The organism is Paraburkholderia sp. MM5496-R1 (assembly GCF_050436205.1).
Lineage (GTDB): Bacteria > Pseudomonadota > Gammaproteobacteria > Burkholderiales > Burkholderiaceae > Paraburkholderia > Paraburkholderia tuberum.
The window spans coordinates 49,189-65,987 of record NZ_JBNDLT010000002.1 but is presented as its reverse complement, the minus strand read 5'-3'; the positions used below and the strand labels follow the sequence as shown (position 1 = coordinate 65,987).

General features: G+C 65.2%; 17 protein-coding genes. 7 read left to right on the top strand and 10 right to left on the bottom strand.

Translation table 11 applies throughout. The features are described 5' to 3' along the window. Positions 1 to 88 precede the first annotated feature (88 nt). A complete protein-coding gene (locus OKW38_RS07145; RefSeq protein ID WP_187610463.1) occupies positions 89 to 1,144 on the top strand; it encodes a CaiB/BaiF CoA transferase family protein in 1,056 nt (351 codons plus the stop codon). 72 nt (positions 1,145 to 1,216) lie between these two features. Here the strand turns inward: OKW38_RS07145 and OKW38_RS07140 are convergent, their stop codons facing one another. The 3 genes from OKW38_RS07140 to alr form a co-directional block, all read right to left on the bottom strand. Further along, positions 1,217 to 1,495, bottom strand: coding sequence for a DUF2866 domain-containing protein (locus tag OKW38_RS07140; protein WP_090800615.1), 279 nt, complete (start codon positions 1,493 to 1,495; stop codon positions 1,217 to 1,219). A gap of 153 nt (positions 1,496 to 1,648) precedes the next feature. Then, on the bottom strand, positions 1,649 to 3,025 hold the full coding sequence (gene radA / locus OKW38_RS07135; protein WP_090800617.1) for a DNA repair protein RadA: 1,377 nt from the start codon (positions 3,023 to 3,025) through the stop codon (positions 1,649 to 1,651). Positions 3,026 to 3,028: 3 nt separating this feature from the next. Continuing rightward, entirely contained in the window at positions 3,029 to 4,099 is a 1,071-nt protein-coding gene (gene alr, locus OKW38_RS07130; RefSeq protein ID WP_090800619.1) for an alanine racemase, read from the bottom strand. 218 nt (positions 4,100 to 4,317) lie between these two features. Here alr and lplT point away from each other — a divergent pair, with 218 nt between their 5' ends. Both lplT and thiD read left to right on the top strand, forming a co-directional pair. After that, on the top strand, positions 4,318 to 5,625 hold the full coding sequence (gene lplT, locus OKW38_RS07125; RefSeq protein ID WP_184056931.1) for a lysophospholipid transporter LplT: 1,308 nt from the start codon (positions 4,318 to 4,320) through the stop codon (positions 5,623 to 5,625). A gap of 61 nt (positions 5,626 to 5,686) precedes the next feature. After that, complete coding sequence (gene thiD / locus OKW38_RS07120) at positions 5,687 to 6,493, top strand: bifunctional hydroxymethylpyrimidine kinase/phosphomethylpyrimidine kinase (protein ID WP_187610460.1); 807 nt, start codon at positions 5,687 to 5,689, stop codon at positions 6,491 to 6,493. Positions 6,494 to 6,499: 6 nt separating this feature from the next. Here thiD and OKW38_RS07115 read toward each other — a convergent pair whose 3' ends face one another. The 4 genes from OKW38_RS07115 to tsaB are packed head-to-tail and all read right to left on the bottom strand — an operon-like array spanning position 6,500 to position 9,825. Then, positions 6,500 to 7,531 (bottom strand): DUF1853 family protein, encoded by a 1,032-nt coding sequence (locus tag OKW38_RS07115; RefSeq protein WP_429334778.1) that lies wholly within the window; start codon positions 7,529 to 7,531, stop codon positions 6,500 to 6,502. Then, on the bottom strand, positions 7,528 to 8,511 hold the full coding sequence (locus OKW38_RS07110; protein ID WP_429360770.1) for a uracil-DNA glycosylase: 984 nt from the start codon (positions 8,509 to 8,511) through the stop codon (positions 7,528 to 7,530). The genes OKW38_RS07115 and OKW38_RS07110 overlap by 4 nt, the downstream gene beginning before the upstream one ends. Beyond that, complete coding sequence (gene rimI / locus OKW38_RS07105; RefSeq protein ID WP_018417621.1) at positions 8,498 to 8,992, bottom strand: ribosomal protein S18-alanine N-acetyltransferase; 495 nt, start codon at positions 8,990 to 8,992, stop codon at positions 8,498 to 8,500. The genes OKW38_RS07110 and rimI overlap by 14 nt, the downstream gene beginning before the upstream one ends. Then, a complete protein-coding gene (tsaB, locus tag OKW38_RS07100; protein ID WP_429293275.1) occupies positions 8,989 to 9,825 on the bottom strand; it encodes a tRNA (adenosine(37)-N6)-threonylcarbamoyltransferase complex dimerization subunit type 1 TsaB in 837 nt (278 codons plus the stop codon). Before tsaB ends, rimI begins: the two co-directional genes overlap by 4 nt. A 167-nt stretch (positions 9,826 to 9,992) precedes the next feature. Here tsaB and OKW38_RS07095 point away from each other — a divergent pair, with 167 nt between their 5' ends. Further along, positions 9,993 to 10,262 carry an acyl-CoA-binding protein gene (locus OKW38_RS07095; RefSeq protein ID WP_184056944.1) on the top strand — a complete coding sequence of 90 codons (270 nt, stop codon included), beginning with the start codon at positions 9,993 to 9,995 and terminating at the stop codon, positions 10,260 to 10,262. Positions 10,263 to 10,431: 169 nt separating this feature from the next. Here OKW38_RS07095 and OKW38_RS07090 read toward each other — a convergent pair whose 3' ends face one another. Continuing rightward, positions 10,432 to 10,755, bottom strand: coding sequence for a hypothetical protein (locus OKW38_RS07090; protein ID WP_184056947.1), 324 nt, complete (start codon positions 10,753 to 10,755; stop codon positions 10,432 to 10,434). Positions 10,756 to 10,763: 8 nt separating this feature from the next. On the opposite strand from OKW38_RS07090, the gene OKW38_RS07085 reads away from it, so the two are divergent. Together OKW38_RS07085 and aceA are read left to right on the top strand one after the other, a co-directional pair. Then, on the top strand, positions 10,764 to 12,377 hold the full coding sequence (locus OKW38_RS07085; protein WP_090800627.1) for a DEAD/DEAH box helicase: 1,614 nt from the start codon (positions 10,764 to 10,766) through the stop codon (positions 12,375 to 12,377). Positions 12,378 to 12,778: 401 nt separating this feature from the next. Then, on the top strand, positions 12,779 to 14,083 hold the full coding sequence (gene aceA, locus OKW38_RS07080) for an isocitrate lyase (protein ID WP_429363685.1): 1,305 nt from the start codon (positions 12,779 to 12,781) through the stop codon (positions 14,081 to 14,083). Between the two features lie 270 nt (positions 14,084 to 14,353). Here aceA and OKW38_RS07075 read toward each other — a convergent pair whose 3' ends face one another. Both OKW38_RS07075 and OKW38_RS07070 read right to left on the bottom strand, forming a co-directional pair. Beyond that, positions 14,354 to 14,788, bottom strand: a complete 435-nt coding sequence (locus OKW38_RS07075; RefSeq protein ID WP_090800630.1) for a universal stress protein — start codon at positions 14,786 to 14,788, stop codon at positions 14,354 to 14,356. Between the two features lie 127 nt (positions 14,789 to 14,915). Then, positions 14,916 to 15,818, bottom strand: coding sequence for a LysR family transcriptional regulator (locus OKW38_RS07070; RefSeq protein ID WP_429360768.1), 903 nt, complete (start codon positions 15,816 to 15,818; stop codon positions 14,916 to 14,918). A gap of 151 nt (positions 15,819 to 15,969) precedes the next feature. On the opposite strand from OKW38_RS07070, the gene OKW38_RS07065 reads away from it, so the two are divergent. Further along, positions 15,970 to 16,776 (top strand): haloacid dehalogenase type II, encoded by an 807-nt coding sequence (locus OKW38_RS07065; RefSeq protein ID WP_429360766.1) that lies wholly within the window; start codon positions 15,970 to 15,972, stop codon positions 16,774 to 16,776. Positions 16,777 to 16,799 lie beyond the last annotated feature (23 nt).

Here is a 16,799-nt window from a genome sequence, read left to right as displayed (position 1 = left end):
CGGGAGCTTGGCCTTGTCATTTGCGAATTCATCGTCCGGCTTATCGGCCCCAGAATCCGTAGCTGCATCGGCAGCCGATGCGCCGCCGTTGCAAGGACTGCGCGTGCTCGACCTCACGCGTCTGCTGCCGGGTCCGGTGGCCGCGCTGCGCCTCGCCGAGCTCGGCGCCGATGTGCTGAAGATCGAGGCGCCCGGCGCGGGCGACCCGACTCGCACGATGATGCAGTCGTCGAGCGATCGTGTCGCGGGCCGACCCGGCGCGTTTTACCGGATGGTCAATCGCGGCAAGCGCGAGACGCGCCTCGACCTCAAGTCCGAAGCAGGACGCCAGGTGCTGCGCGCACTCGCGGCTGAAGCCGACGTGCTGATCGAGAGCTTCCGGCCCGGCGTGATGGAGCGGCTCGGCCTCGGCTACGCGACGCTCAGCGCAGCCAATCCGCGGCTCGTCTATTGCGCGATCAGCGGATATGGCGCGAGCGGTCCGTTCGCGGACCATGCCGGCCACGATCTGAATTACATCGGCTATGCAGGCGTGCTCGATCAACTGGCGAACCGCGACGGTGCGCCGATCCTGCCGAACTTCCAGATCGCCGATCTGCTCGGCGGCGCATTGAGCGCGGTCACGCAAATTCTCGCGGCGCTCTGGCATGTCGCGCGAGGCGGCGCGGGCCGCTTCGTCGATGTATCGATGACGCACACGAGCTATGCGCACAACTTCGTCGCGCAGGTGTCGCTCGTCAACGAAGGTGCGGCGCCCGCCGCGGGCAGTGGTCTGTTGAACGGCGGCGTGCCCTGCTACAACCTCTACCGCACCAGCGATGAACGCTGGCTCGCGGTCGGCGCGCTCGAATTGAAGTTCTGGGAAACGCTGTGCATGGCGCTCGATCGGCCGGAATGGGCGACGCGTCACTGGAGCCTGGGTCAGGCGATCGGCGGTCCCGATGCCGTGGCACTCATTCAGGAAGTCGCCAATCTGATCGCGACGCGCACGCTCGGCGAATGGGTGGAATCGCTGGAATCGCTCGATTGCTGCGTGTCGCCGGTGCTGACGCCCGCTGAAGCGGCGCAGCATCCGCTGTTCAATCCGCACGCGTATGCGGCGGTGGCCGCGAGCGCCGCCGACTCACACGACGACGAGGCCTAATGCGCGTGGCGAAGCCGCGACGCGGGCGCAATGAAGATCAAGGCCCCCGGTCAATCGAAAAACCCGCCGCCGTCAACGCCGCGTCGGCGTCTGCCTCGGCAGCGTTTGCCGAGGCGACTTTTCGTCGTCGTACAGCAGGTGCTTGCGGCCTTCCACATGGCGGCTGATCGTGGCACGCACTTCGGCGGCCGTTACGTCTTCGGCCACCACCCGCCGCGAGATCTGACCCGCGGTGTCGATCCACTCGACGATCCGGCAAGCGCCGCCCCACGGCTGATGAATCGGGGCGGAGACCCGGCAGCCGCGCACCTGGATGTTATGGTGGGCAGCGGTTTCACGAGACTGTTTCAAGGCGCGATCCTTTTTCGAGCATCAGACGGGATGCATATCCTTACAGCTTAGAAAAAAGGTATGGCGACCAGGTTACAGCCAATATGAAGATATTTACCGGGCATTACGGTACCGCAAGCGTACAAAGTACTGGCGAGCCGTCCCGGCCCCCGTCTATTCGAGCGTGCGGACGCGGTCGATGGCCTGTTCGATCCGTTCGACCGCAACGACCTGTAAGCCTTCGATTGGCTGTTTCGGCGCATTGGCCTTCGGAATCACCGCCACCGAGAAGCCGAGCTTGGCTGCTTCCTTCAGGCGCTCCTGACCGCGCGGCGACGGCCGGATTTCGCCGGCGAGGCCCACTTCGCCGAATACGACGAGCCCCTTCGGCAGCGGCTTGTTGCGCATCGACGAATGGATCGCGAGCAATACCGCGAGGTCGGCGGCGGGCTCGGAGATCTTCACCCCGCCCACCGCGTTCAGGAACACGTCCTGATCGAAACAGGCGATGCCCGCGTGCCGATGCAGCACCGCGAGCAGCATCGCGAGCCGGTTCTGTTCGAGGCCGACCGCAAGGCGTCGCGGATTTGGCGCGTTGGCCGCATCGACGAGCGCCTGCACTTCGACGAGCAACGGCCGCGTGCCTTCCTGCGTGACGAGCACACATGAGCCCGGCACCGACTGCTCGTGCTGCGATAAAAACAATGCCGACGGATTCGCGACGCCGCGCAAACCACGCTCGGTCATCGCGAACACGCCGAGTTCGTTGACCGCGCCGAAACGGTTCTTGATCGCGCGCACGAGACGGTACGACGAGTGCGTATCCCCCTCGAAATACAGCACCGTATCGACGATATGTTCGAGCACGCGCGGTCCCGCGAGCGCGCCCTCTTTCGTCACGTGCCCGACCATGATGATCGTCGTGCCCGACTGCTTGGCGATGCGCGTGAGTTGCGCCGCGCACTCGCGCACCTGCGCGACCGAGCCCGGCGCCGATGTCAAAGCATCCGAATAGACGGTCTGGATCGAATCGATCACGGCGACTTCAGGCCGTTGCTCTGTGATCGTCGCCTGAATTTTTTCGAGCTGGATTTCCGCGAGCAATTGCAGCTCGCTTGCCTTCGAGCCGGGTTCGAGCAACGCCAGCCGTTGCGCGCGCAACGCGATCTGCGCGCCAGATTCTTCGCCGCTGATATAGAGCGCGCGTTTGTCCGCCGCGATTTCCGCGAGCGATTGCAACAACAGCGTCGATTTACCGATGCCCGGATCGCCGCCGATCAGCACCACGCCGCCCGGCACGAGGCCGCCGCCGAGCACGCGGTCGAATTCGCCGACGCCGGTGGAAAAGCGCGGCACGTCCGACGCGTCGATGTCGGCGAGGCGCCGTACCGGCGTGCTCTTCGCGAGCGACTGGAAACGGTGACCGGACGGCGCCTCCGCGACCGATTCGACGAGCGTGTTCCACGTCTGGCAGGACGGGCATTGACCGGACCACTTCGGCGACTGTCCGCCGCATTCCCCGCAGATGTACAACGTCTTCGCTTTCGCCACGCGTTACTCCGCCCGAACCGGCACACGCGGCGCGACCGCGCACATCAGCTCGTAGCCGATCGTGCCGCAGGCCTGCGCGACGTCGTCGATGGGCAGCCCGGTGCCCCACAATTCCACGCGCGAGCCGACGTTGGCGGTCGGCACCGGGGTCAGGTCGACGGTCAGCATGTCCATCGACACACGTCCAACGACCCGTGTGCGCACGCCATCGACGATCACCGGCGTGCCTTCCGGCGCGACGCGCGGATAGCCGTCCGCGTAACCGCACGCGACCACGCCGATGCGCATCGGACCGCGCGCAGTGAACCTCGACCCATAGCCGACCGAGCTGCCTTCGCCGAGCGTCTGCACGGCGATCAGTTCCGACGCGAGCGTCATCGCGGGCTGCAGGCCCGTGCCGTCGATCGCGGCCGTCACGCCGGACGGCGACGCGCCGTACAGGATGATGCCCGGACGCACCCAGTCGAAATGCGCTTCCGGATGCCACAGCGTCGCGGCCGAATTCGACAGACTGCGCGCACCGGCGATGCCCTGCGCGCCGCGCTCGAACGCCTCCATCTGATGCGCGATGCCGCGCTCGGCATCGGCATCGGAAAAATGCGTCATCAACGTGATCTGGCCGACGCCCTGACAGGCGCGCGCACGTTCCCACGCGGCACGGAATTTTTCGACCGTGTAGCCGAGCCGGTTCATGCCGGTGTTCATCTTCAACTGAATATTGACCGGTTTCGACAGACGCGCCATTTCGAGCATGCGCAGCTGCTCGTCCGAATGCAGCGCCGTGGTCAAACTGTAGCGGTCGATTACGTCGATGTCGGTCGGCCGAAAAAAGCCTTCCAGCAGAAGAATTGGACCCGCCCAGCCCAATTCACGCAACTTCACCGCTTCTTCGAGGTCCAGCAGCCCAAAGCCGTCCGTAGCGCGCAAACCGGGGAACACGCGCGCGAGGCCATGCCCGTAGGCATTAGCCTTGACGACGGCCCAGATTTTCGATTTCGGCGCATAGCGCCGCGCGACAGCGAGGTTATTGGCGAGAGCAGCGGTATGAATCGTGGCGGAAAGGGGGCGCGGCATGGGATTTTTTCGTAAAGACACTTGCGAATCAGCGGCTTACAGGGCGTTTTCAGCGCTCGGCGGCCCGCTGGGCGGTGCGATCAAGAATTCTGCTAGTCCGAATTCAGCTATTTTCATGATATAAAGCCGTGCGCACAACCCATTTCGATCGGCATAAGCCCGGACACATGACAAACGGCCGGGGCGGACAGACCGCAGCGAGGACAGCATCGCATCAGATGAAAAAAGGTTTTTACACCATCATGGCCGCGCAGTTTTTTTCGTCGCTGGCCGACAATGCGCTTCTGATCGCTGCTATCGCTCTGCTGAAAGATCTTCACGCTCCGAACTGGATGACGCCGCTGCTCAAGCTGTTTTTTGTGCTGTCGTACGTCGTTCTTGCCGCCTTCGTGGGTGCATTCGCCGACTCCCGTCCGAAAGGACGCGTGATGTTCATCACCAATACGATCAAGGTGGTTGGCTGCATAACGATGCTGGTCGGCGCGCATCCGCTGATTGCGTACGGCATCGTCGGCTTCGGCGCGGCGGCCTACTCGCCCGCCAAATACGGCATTCTCACCGAACTGTTGCCGCCTGACCGGCTCGTTGCCGCGAACGGCTGGATCGAAGGCACCACGGTCGGCTCGATCATTCTCGGCACGGTGCTCGGCGGCGCGCTGATCAGCCCGCATATCGCCGCGCCGATTCTCAAATGGCACATCCCCACCGTGAACACGCCCGCGGAAGCCGCGATGGTCGTGATCATGGCCATTTACGTGATCGCCGCGCTGTTCAATCTGCGCATTCCCGACACCGGCGCGCGCTATCCGCGACAGGAGCACGGGCCGATCCGCCTGATCACCGATTTCGCCGACTGCTTTCTCGTGCTGTGGCGTGACAAGCTCGGACAGATTTCACTCGCCGTGACGACGCTGTTCTGGGGTGCGGGCGCGACGCTGCAATTCATCGTGCTGAAGTGGGCCGAAGTGTCGCTGGGCATGTCTCTGTCCGAGGCGGCGATCCTGCAGGCGGTGGTCGCGGTTGGCGTCGCGTTCGGCGCGATTTTCGCGGCTTCGCGTGTGCCGTTGAAGAAGTCGCTGTCGGTCTTGCCGGTCGGCATCATGATGGGTATCTCCGTGATGCTGATGGCGTTCTACACGCGCGATCTGTTTCCCCCGCATTGGGGCGTGTATTTTGGCCGCATGCACGTGTCGGGCTATCTGATTTTCGCGTATATCTTCCTGATGTTCGTGGGCGGCCTGTCGGGCTTTTTCGTCGTGCCGATGAATGCGCTGCTGCAGCATCGCGGGCACGTGCTGCTGTCGGCGGGCCATTCGATCGCCGTGCAGAACTTCAACGAGAATCTGTCCGTGCTCGTGATGCTGTGCCTGTACGCGGTGCTCGTGTGGCTCGACGTGCCGGTCACCATCGTGATCGTTCTGTTCGGCACCTTCGTCTGCCTGATGATGTGGCTCGTGATGCGACGCCATCAGGCGAACCAGCGCGCCTTCGATTCGGTCGCGCTGATCGGCGAAGCCAAGCACTGATCGGCTGCGCCGGGCCGGCCGCGGCACACACGAGCGCGCCCCCCTTCTTCCTCGCTCGACCATGACTCAATCGATTCCCAATGTGCTGACGATCGCCGGTTCCGACTCCGGCGGCGGCGCCGGCATCCAGGCCGATCTGAAGACCTTCTCCGCGCTCGGCGCCTATGGCGCGAGCGTGATCACCGCGCTGACCGCGCAGAACACGCGCGGCGTGACCGCGATTCACGCGCCGGACCCGGGCTTCGTCACCGCGCAGCTCGACGCGGTGTTCGACGACATCCGCATCGACGCGGTGAAGATCGGCATGCTCGCGAATGCGCCGATCGCGCGTGCGGTCGCCGACGCGCTGCGCCGTCACCAGCCCAAACACATCGTGCTCGATACGGTGATGATCTCGAAGAGCAATCACGCGCTATTACTACCCGATGCGGTCGCGGTGGTACGCGACGAACTGCTGCCGCTCGCCGATCTGCTGACGCCGAATCTGCCGGAAGCGGCCGCATTGCTGGGCATGCAACCCGCTGCCGACGAAGCCGGCATGGTCGAGCAAGGCGAAGCGTTGCGCGCGCTCGGCGCGCGCGCGGTGCTGATGAAGGGCGGCCATCTGAGCGCGACCGATAGCCCCGACTGGCTCGTGCAGGAAAGCGGCACGCTGCGTCTCGGCGGTCCGCGCGTGCCGGTGAAGAACACGCACGGAACGGGCTGCACGTTGTCGTCGGCGATCGCGGCCTTGATTGCGCAGCGCGACGATCTCGCTAGCGCGGTCGCCGATGCGAAGGTTTATCTGACGGGTGCGTTGCAGGCGAGCGAGCGGCTCGACGTCGGCCACGGCGTGGGGCCGGTGCATCACTTTCATCGGTGGTGGTGAGCGACGTCATTGCTTCGCGTAACGCCGCGCGTGCTCGGGCCAGTCGTCGGGCACGATAAAACCGCGCGAGCGTTCAAGTACACGCCCCGTGTTGTCTGCGATGAATCCGGCGACCATCGTCGGGCCGTGTTGCGGTGAGATCTGCGCGGCGAGCGGGTTTGCGTCGACGTACCACGTGTCGTCCGCACCGGCTTGCGTTCGATATTGCGGCGCGAGCCATTCGAGCCGCGGCAACACCCGCCACCTGTGCGCATGCGCGCACGCGAAAGCCGGCCAGTCGCGATGCGTGACCCACCAGCCGCGACCGTGCGCGGGATCGAGTTCGGCAGGATCGGTCGGCATCTCGCCACGCCGGTAAAACAGCCAGCCTTTGACGAACATCTGCGGCGTCCACGCGCCCGCATAGCCCGTCGAGGCAAATTCCTCGCGTGCGCTGAGCGGCAACTGATGATCGAGCAAATGCGCGAGCTTCAGATCGAGGCGGTCTTTCAGATTGGGGCCGACATAATCGGCGAGACGCGCCGCCTCTGCCCCATTCGCATCGCCCGCATGTAGATAGCATTTCACCGCGAGTTCCCAATGCAGTCGCGCCCCCTGGCGCGTGCGCACGAGGAAATCGCATTCACCGAGCGTGAGGCCCGCATGTCGTAGCGGCACACCCGCTGCGATCAGTTGCGTCGCCGGTCCATGACGAAGGAAAAAGCCCAGCAGGCGTTCGGCGTAGCGGCCAAGGCGCGTGATACGCGTTGCCGCGAGATCCTGACGCAGAAGTGCCGGCGCGGCGTCGAGCGCGCGCAGCCAGTCGAGCGTGGCCTGCAATTCCTGCGGTGTGCCGAAAGGATCGGCGAGCGCGCCTGTGGGAAGCTGAGGGCGCAACAGATCGGGACTGAGCAGCAGCCACGCGAGATCGCGGACAGCGGGATCGCGCAGCGCATCGACTGAAGCATCGCCACGCAAACCCAGCAAGGTATCGAGAAGCGCCGCGCGGCTGACAAACGCGGCGGGCATGCGCGCCGCCGGTCCCTCGGGCATCGTCACTTTGATTCGTTCGACGGCACGCCGCCGTTCGCGAGCCACGTGGCACGCGCGAGGCACAGATCCGCCCAGGCCTTGGCCTTGTCGGGCAGGCTACGCAGCAGATAGGCCGGGTGATAGGTGACGATCACCGGCACGCCCTCGTACGTGTGGACGCGGCCGCGCAACGACGAAATGCTCGCGTCGGTCTTGAGCAGACTTTGCGCGGCGAAACGGCCGAGCGCGACGATCAGCTTCGGCTTCACGAGCGACACCTGACGCTGTAGATAAGGTTCACAACGCGCGACTTCGTCCGGCTGCGGATTGCGATTGCCAGGCGGCCGGCACTTGATCACGTTCGCGATATACACGTCGGTGCCGCGCGCGAGCGCGAGCGAGTGCAGCATGTTGTCGAGCAGCTTGCCGGCCTGGCCAACGAACGGTTCGCCTTGACGGTCCTCGTTCTCGCCGGGCGCTTCGCCGATCAGCATCCAGTCGGCCTCGCGATCGCCGACGCCGAACACCGTGTTCACGCGCTTCTCGCACAGCCGGCACGCCTCGCATCCGGCGACGCGCTCGGCGAGCGCGTCCCAGTCGAGTGTGTGGATAGACGGCAGCGCGGGCGCGTCGCGGCGCGCTTCGGCGGGCGCGGCGGCCGATGCGGTCGGATCGTCGAACCACGCGAAGTCGTCCTCGGAAGGGGCGTCGAAAGTCGGCGGGGCTGAAAAGTCAGTTTGCGGTTCTGATGTTTCGCGCCGCGCTGCAGTTTCGTCGAAGCGCGGCGTGGATTCGCGCTGCACTTGCGGCGGCTGCACCTCGGCGGACGCGCGCAGCGGTTCGCGCGAGGTCTGCGTCGCAGGCTCGGCGCGACGCAAGTCTTCCGCGTGTTCCCGCGGCGACTGCAGCGCATCACTCTGTCCGGCCTCCTCTCGCGCCGCGAGTCCGCGACGCACCCACAACGGCGCGAGTCCGAATTCTTCGAGCACCGATTCATGCAGCGCCATCTGCGCCCTCCGTGGCTAACGACAGACGCATCACGATCGCGTCCTCCCGGCCGCGATGCCGCGCCGGATAATAATTTTTGCGCCGGCCGATCGACGCGAAGCCGAAGCGCTCGTACAACCGGATCGCCCGATGATTCGACGGCCGCACTTCGAGCAGCAGCCCCTCGAGCCTCTCCGCGTGCGTGATGCGCACCGCCTCGCGCAGCAGCGCGAGGCCTGCGCCGGCGCCTTGTGCTTGCGGCGTGACGCACAGATTCAGCAGATGCATTTCATCGACAACTGGCATCAGCACGCAGTAGCCGATCAACGTCCCCGTCACGTGACGCAGACAGACGCCGAAATAGCCATTGCGCAGCGAGTCGCCGAAGTTGCCGCGGCTCCACGGAAACTCATACGCAAGTTTCTCGATCGCGGCGACTTCGTCCAGGTCGCTTTCGGTCATCGGCGACATGTAGCGGTCCGTGAGCAGCACGCCGCTCATGGGCGCGCCTCGTCGTGGGACGGTTGGCCGGAGCCGCCATCGGGCGCGTGCTGCGCGGACTGCTCGGCGCTATGAGCCGCTTTGGCTGATTTCGCCGCTTTGTCGGCCATGCGCTCTGCGGTCGTCTGCGCGACCTTGTCGCGCACGTACTCGGGTGCGGCCTGATCGGCGCGCACCGTGCGGCCCGCATGAAACGCGCGCAGCGCCGCGTACGCGAGCGGCAACGCATGCGGCAACGCTTGGCCATCGACGCTCCGCGCGGCCGCGACCGCCGGCAAGCGCTCGCCGAACGCGGCGGCCGCGTTGCCGGCGAGTGTGAATGGCACGTCGGGCAGCACGAGCCGCTCGGGTGCATCGAGCGTCGCCGCCTGCACGGTGCGCCATTCGTGTTGCGTGTCGTCCCACGCGTAGTCGGCCCAGTAGATTTCGTCCATGCGCGCGTCGAGCGCGGCGAGCACGCGCGTCGTCGACGGATCGCGCAGGCGGGCGCTCTCCGCGCACGCGAGCAGCGTGCCGATCGGTACGACCGGCAGGTTCAGGCCGAACGCGAGGCCTTGGGCGACGCCGGTCGCCGTACGCAGTCCGGTGAACGAACCCGGACCCGAGCCGAACGCGATCGCGTCGCAATCCGCCAGCGTGAGGCCGGCTTCGTCGAACAGTTCGCGGATCGCCGGCAGCAGGCGGGTACTGGACACCGCGCCGGTTTGTTCATGACGAACCCAGACGCGCGGTTCGGCGCTGGGCTGACCGGCGGCATCGACGGACGCGGACACGAGCGCCGCCGAGCAGAACTCGGTCGATGTATCGAGGGCAAGGAGCACTGTTTGAGTCATGGACCGTATTGTAATCGGCGCGGTGCGCGTGAATGGTGGTTTGCGCGGCCGCGCCGCCCGGCTTCGCGGCCGTCATCGTTTGGAATAAGCCCTCGGTCCCGGGGCGGCGGGCAATTGCTATGATTTTCGGCCGATCTCATCTATCCCGCCACGCGGGCCAAACGACCATGACCGACATCAATTCCCAGTTCGAGCAAGCCCAGCAAGACGTCAAGCAACTGCCCGAGCGTCCGGGCAACCTGACGCTGCTGCGTCTCTACGCGCTCTTCAAGCAGGCGAGCGAAGGCGACGTGCACGGCGACAAGCCGGGCTTCACCGACATCGTCGGCAAATACAAGTACGATGCGTGGGCGGCGCTCAAGGGCACCGCGCAGGACGCCGCGAAGCAGCAATACGTCGAACTCGTCGAATCGCTGAAGAGCGGCACCGCGGCCTGAGTTTCCGGCGCGCCAATCATCTGCCGAAATGGCCGTCTGGCAACGCTGCGACCGCCTCGCGGCGGTTTCGGCCACGAAGCTCCGGGCGGCCGCCCTCACTCGCCTACTTCATTCCGACACTTTCTTCTGTCGGAATTGCCCGAATGGTGGCGCAGTGCAGCAAATGTCGCTACAATGCCGCCTGCGCTTCACTGCTTTGTCCGTTTTTTCCAGCGGTCCTCGCGGCGCAGCGTCCATAGCGTTTGCTCCAATCCAGTTTAGAACCTGTCCCCTTCTGCCTAGCCCACTCCGGGCTCAAGTCCCAGGCTGGCGACTCGCCATGTTGGCACGTCGCATCCGATACAGCTTCTAACGAAAAACTCGCCTTCATTGTCGCGAGTTGCCCCCGTTTTTCGATTTGCTCGCTGCTGTTTTGCTCGCTGAATCCGACGACTTGGGTATGCCGATTGGCGTTGACGTTTTCATCCGATGAACCACCCAGGATCGTTTTCAAGGATTCACATGACTTTGAGCAACACCCCCAGCAGCCCGTTGAACGCCGTCGCCGACGAAGCACTCGGTCTTACGCCCGCCGCTCCCGAAGCCCTCGCGCAGGCTGACGCCAAGCCGACCTTCGCGTCGCTCGGCCTGTCCGCGGACGTCGTCTCCGCGCTGACCGCCGCCGGCTACGAGCACCCGACGCCGGTGCAGCAACGCGCGGTGCCGGCAGCGATCGCCGGCCGCGATCTGCTGGTTTCGAGCCCGACCGGCTCGGGCAAGACCGCCGCGTTCATGCTGCCCGCCATCGAGCGTTTCTCGCAGCTGCAAAAGACGCAGGCGAGCCAGCCGCGCGAACCGCGCCCGGCCGACGGTGGCCGCGGCCGCCGTCCCCAGCCGGTCGCGCGTCCTACCATGCTGGTGCTGACCCCGACCCGCGAACTGGCGATGCAGGTCACGACCGCCGCCGCGACGTACGGCAAGCACCTGAAGCGCCTGCGCACCGTCAGCATTCTCGGCGGCGTCGCTTATGGCCAGCAGCTGATGCTGCTCGCGAAGAACCCTGAAATCCTCGTCGCGACGCCGGGCCGTCTGATCGACCATCTCGAGCGCGGCCGCATCGATCTGTCGCAACTGCAGATCCTCGTGCTCGACGAAGCCGACCGCATGCTCGACATGGGCTTCATCGACGACATCGACACGATCGTCGCCGAAACGCCGGCTACGCGTCAGACCATGCTGTTCTCCGCCACGCTCGACGGCAAAATCGGCTCGCTGACCGGCCGTCTGTTGAAGGACCCGGAGCGGATCGAGATCGTCCAGCGCTTGGAACAGCGCACCAACATCGCGCAAACCGTCCACTACGTCGACGACCGCGATCACAAGGACCGTCTGCTCGACCATCTGCTGCGTGACGACGGCCTCGACCAGGCCATCGTCTTCACGGCCACCAAGATGGACGCCGACCAGTTGGCGGGCCGTCTGGCCGACGCCGGCTTCGAATCGGCCGCGCTGCACGGCGACCTGCCGCAAGGCGCGCGTAACCGCACGATCCGCGCACTGCGCGAGCGCCGCGTGCGCGTGCTGGTCGCGACCGACGTCGCCGCTCGCGGTATCGACATCCCGGGCATCACGCACGTGTTCAACTACGACCTGCCGAAGTTCGCCGAAGACTACGTGCACCGTATCGGCCGTACCGGCCGTGCGGGCCGCTCGGGTATCGCCGTGAGCCTCGTGCATCACGCCGAACAGGGCGCGTTGAAGCGCATCGAGCGCTTCGTGCGCACGCCGCTGCCGGTCAACGTCGTCGAAGGCTTCGAGCCGCGCAAGGCGGCGCCCTCGGGCAACGGCCGTCCTGGCTTCGGCGGCCGCGGCCGTCCTGGCGGTGGTAATGGCCGTCGCTTCGGCAGCGGCTCGGGCAAGCCGGGCGGCTACGGCGGCTCGCGCAACGGTAACGGCACTGGCAACAGCAACAGCAACGGCGGCGGCTGGGGCAACAAGTCGGCCGGCGGTTCGCGCGAAGGCTTCGGCTCGCGCGAAAGCCACGGCGGTTCGCGCGAAGGCTTCGGCGGTGGCTCGCGTGACGGCTACGGCGCGCGCCGCAACGACGGTCCCCGTTCGGCACGTCGCGGCAGCTAATAGCGACCCACCTGACCGACCGGATGGCTTCGCGCCGTCCGTGACACAGAAGAAAACCGGCGCTCGGGCGCCGGTTTTTTTTCGTCTATCGACTGGCCGCCCCAAATTTCACGATGTAAAAAATTTTTTTGCGTCGTAAAAAATCATGCTGCAAAGCACAAGAAGTACTATTGCAACAGGGAAAATATCGTTTCTTATCGCGAAAAGCAGGCATCAAGTCATTGATTTTATATAAAAATAAATATTGGAAAAACGCTTTGCGGCGTCTATTGTGCGTCCTTCGATTTGCCTAGACTCTTATATAAGACTTCACGAAACAGAACGCCTCTCCGGGCCCGACGCTTCGAGAAGACAGAGTCACCCATCCTCCATAACTGGCATCGAAGGAGCACATCATGACCATGACCCGCGAACAGCAAGTGCAGCAAATCAAGCAGCAATGGGAAACGGACCCGCGTTGGAAAGGTGTCAAGCGCACCTACTCGGCCGAAGACGTGGTGCGTCTGCGCGGCTCGGTGCAACCTGAGCACACGCTCGCGAAGCGCGGCGCGGAAAAGCTGTGGGCCGCCGTCAACAACGAGCCGTTCGTCAACTCGCTCGGCGCGCTGACCGGCAACCAGGCGATGCAGCAGGTGAAGGCTGGTCTGAAGGCAATCTATCTGTCGGGCTGGCAGGTCGCGGGCGATGCCAACGTCGCCGGTGAAATGTATCCGGACCAGTCGCTGTATCCGGCCAACTCGGTGCCCCTCGTTGTCAAGCGCATCAACAACACGCTGACGCGCGCCGACCAGATCCAATGGTCGGAAGGCAAGAACCCGGGCGATGAAGGCTACGTCGATTACTTCGCGCCGATCGTGGCCGACGCGGAAGCCGGTTTCGGCGGCGTGCTGAACGCGTTCGAACTGATGAAGGCGATGATCGAAGCGGGCGCCTCCGGCGTGCACTTCGAAGACCAGCTCGCATCGGTCAAGAAGTGCGGTCACATGGGTGGCAAGGTGCTCGTGCCGACCCGCGAAGCCGTCGCGAAGCTGACAGCCGCGCGTCTGGCCGCCGATGTGTCGGGCGTGCCGACCGTGCTGCTCGCCCGCACCGACGCGGAAGCCGCCGACCTCGTGACCTCGGACATCGACGAGAACGACCGCCCGTTCCTGACCGGCGAGCGTACCGTCGAAGGCTTCTACCGCACGAAGCCCGGTCTCGAGCAGGCAATCTCGCGCGGCCTCGCCTATGCGCCCTACGCAGACATGATCTGGTGCGAAACCGGCAAGCCGGACCTCGAGTTCGCCAAGAAATTCGCCGACGCGATCCACAAGGAGTACCCGGACCAACTGCTGTCGTACAACTGCTCGCCGTCGTTCAACTGGAAGAAGAACCTCGACGACGCGACGATCGCGAAGTTCCAGCGCGAACTCGGCGCGATGGGCTACAAGTTCCAGTTCATCACGCTGGCCGGCTTCCACGCGCTGAACTACTCGATGTTCAACCTCGCGTACGGCTATGCGCGCAACCAGATGACCGCGTTCGTCGAAATGCAGCAGGCGGAATTCGCGGCGGCCGAAAAGGGCTTCACCGCGGTCAAGCATCAGCGCGAAGTCGGCACCGGCTACTTCGACGCGGTCACGCAGACGGTCGAGCGCGAAGCATCGACGACCGCGCTGCACGGTTCGACGGAAAACGAGCAGTTCTTCGACAAGAAGGTCGCCTGAGATCAGCCAGTCGGGTTATGCAGTCCCGTGGCCTGAGCGCAGGAACGATCGGCAAACGTCGAGCGGCACCACCAGAGTGCCGCCGACGCAGGGAGGGCCGTGCCGTGCTGGATTGGCAGGAGCGTCAGCGCGAACGCCGACGGCCGGAGAGTCTCAAAGAAGCCAGCACGCGGCAAGCGTGCGGCGAACCTGAACGCGCCGGCAGCGCCGCCGGCGCGCTTTTTTTCGAAGGCGGTGCATGCCGGCGCCCTGCCGGCAGTGCCAAGCGATTCAGCGATAGACGATCACAGGAATTTTCGTATGCGTGAGCACGCGCTGCGTTTCACTGCCGATCAGCAGGCTGCCGAGCCCGCGCCGCCCATGCGATGCCATGAAGATCACGTCGCAGCGCCCCTGCTCGGCCGCTTCGATGATGCCGAGATACGGCGCCGGATGCACGCTCGTGCGGCTCTCGACACTGACGCCGACGCGGTGCGCCGCATGCTCGACTTCGCGCAGATGCACGCGCGCCTCGCGCTCGCTGCGTTGCAGGAACTCGCCGGGCGGTTCGACCACGACATCGGAGAACGGCGAGTACGGATATTGCGGCAGACAGGCGTATGCGGTAACGCGGGCGCCCACGGCCTGCGCGAGGTCGATCGCGCCCGCTATCGCCTTGCGTGACAGATCTGAACCATCGGTCGGAACCAGGATGTGCCTGAACATGATCCCCTCCGTCGCCGGCTGCCCGCAGCACGGCGTCAGCGTCCAACAAAGCCCAGGGTGCAGGCTGCTCGAAACGATTGTAATGCGTATGAATGCGGGTATTCGCGTCTGTCTGGAGATTGGCGCATCAGTCCCAGTAACCGGGTTCGCCGTACGTATGCTTGAGAAAGTCCAGAAACAGCCGCACCCGCAGCGGCAGATGACGGCGCTGCGGGAACACCGCGTGGATGCCGATCGGCGGCGCGGCGAATTCGTCGAGCACGCTGACGAGGCGGCCCGCCGCGATCTCCGCGCCGACCTCCCACCACGAGCGCCACGCGAGCCCGTGTCCGGCGAGACACCATTCGTGCAGCACCGCGCCGTCCGAGCACTCCATCGTGCCGGATACCTTGATCGACACGACCTTGCCGTCGTGCTGAAACATCCAGCCGCGCTGCTGGTTCGCGCTGGCGCCGAGCGCGAGGCAGTTGTGGCGCGCGAGATCGGCCAGGCTGTGCGGCGCGCCGCGCCGGCTCAGATACTCGGGCGACGCGACGCATACGCGCCGGTTCTCCGCGAGCTTCAGCGACACCAGCGACGAATCGGGCAACTCGCCGAGCCGCACCGCGCAATCGAAGCCTTCGTTGACGAGGTCGACGAGGCGGTCGGACAGATCGAGCGTGATCGACACGTCCGGATGCGCGACCGTGAACGCGGGCACCAGTGGCGCCACGTGCCGGCGCCCGAAGCCGGCCGGCGCCGACAGCCGGAGATGGCCGCTCGCCTTCACGCCGCCCGCCGACACGCTCGCCTCGGCGTTCTGCATGTCGTGAAGAATGCGCTGGCAGTCTTCGAGAAAGGCCGAGCCTTCGAAGGTCAGCGTGATCTTGCGCGTCGTGCGCACGAGCAGCTTCACGCCGAGGCGCTCCTCCAGTGCGTCGACGCGCCGGCCGATGATCGCGGGCGCGACGCCCTCGGCGAGCGCCGCCGCGGACAGGCTCCCTTTGGCCGCGACAGTGGCGAAGGTCTCGATCTGCTTGAAACGGTCCATGAACGATACGCGCCGCGGCGAGGCGGAAAAGTGAGCAGTGCGCGTCAGATTAGGTAAGCAAAAGTAAAAGATCAAGTGATCTTTAGCCTATTTTTTAGCACCTAAGGTCAGCAATACAATCGATCCCGACCTCTGACAGGAGCGCATGGCAATGTCGGCCACAACGACACCTTCCCCGCGAGCAGTGATTTTCGACGCCTACGGCACGTTGTTCGACGTGCATTCGGTGATCGCCGCCGCAGAGCAACTGTTCCCCGGCCACGGCGACGCGCTGTCGCAGCTCTGGCGCCAGAAGCAGATCGAATACACGCAATTGCGCACGCTCGCCGCGCGCAGCGACGCCCCCGGCGAACACTACCGCCCGTTCTGGGACATCACGCTCGACGCACTGCGCTTCGCCGCGAAAAGACTGCAGCTCACGCTCGGCCGCGCGGCCGAAAAGCGGCTGATGGACGAATACGCGTGCCTGTCCGCATTTCCCGACGCGGTGCCCGTGCTGCGTGCGTTGCGCGAGGCCGCCGCCGCGCCACGCGTGGGGCTCGCGATTCTGTCAAACGGCAATCCGCAAATGCTCGATATCGCGGTCAAGAGCGCCGGCATGAACGCCCTCTTCGATCACGTGCTGTCGGTCGACGCCGTGCGCGCGTACAAACCCTCGCCTGCCGCGTATGCGCTCGGCCCCGACGCGTTCGGCGTGGCCGCGCGCGAGATCGTGTTCGTGTCGTCGAACGGCTGGGACGTCGCGGGCGCGACGTGGTTCGGCTTCACGACGTTCTGGCTGAACCGGCAGAACCTGCCCGTCGAAGAGCTCGGCGTGACGCCGCATGGCACCGGTAGCGGCATGAACGATCTGCTGGACTTTCTGCGCACACTCGCGACGTCGTCACGCTCGAGCGGCGGCCGTCGAACGAAAGTTCCTGGCAGTGGCAGTCGCAAGCGCGCCGGCCCGCGCGTATGACGGCGTCCCCCGCATTCGGCAAT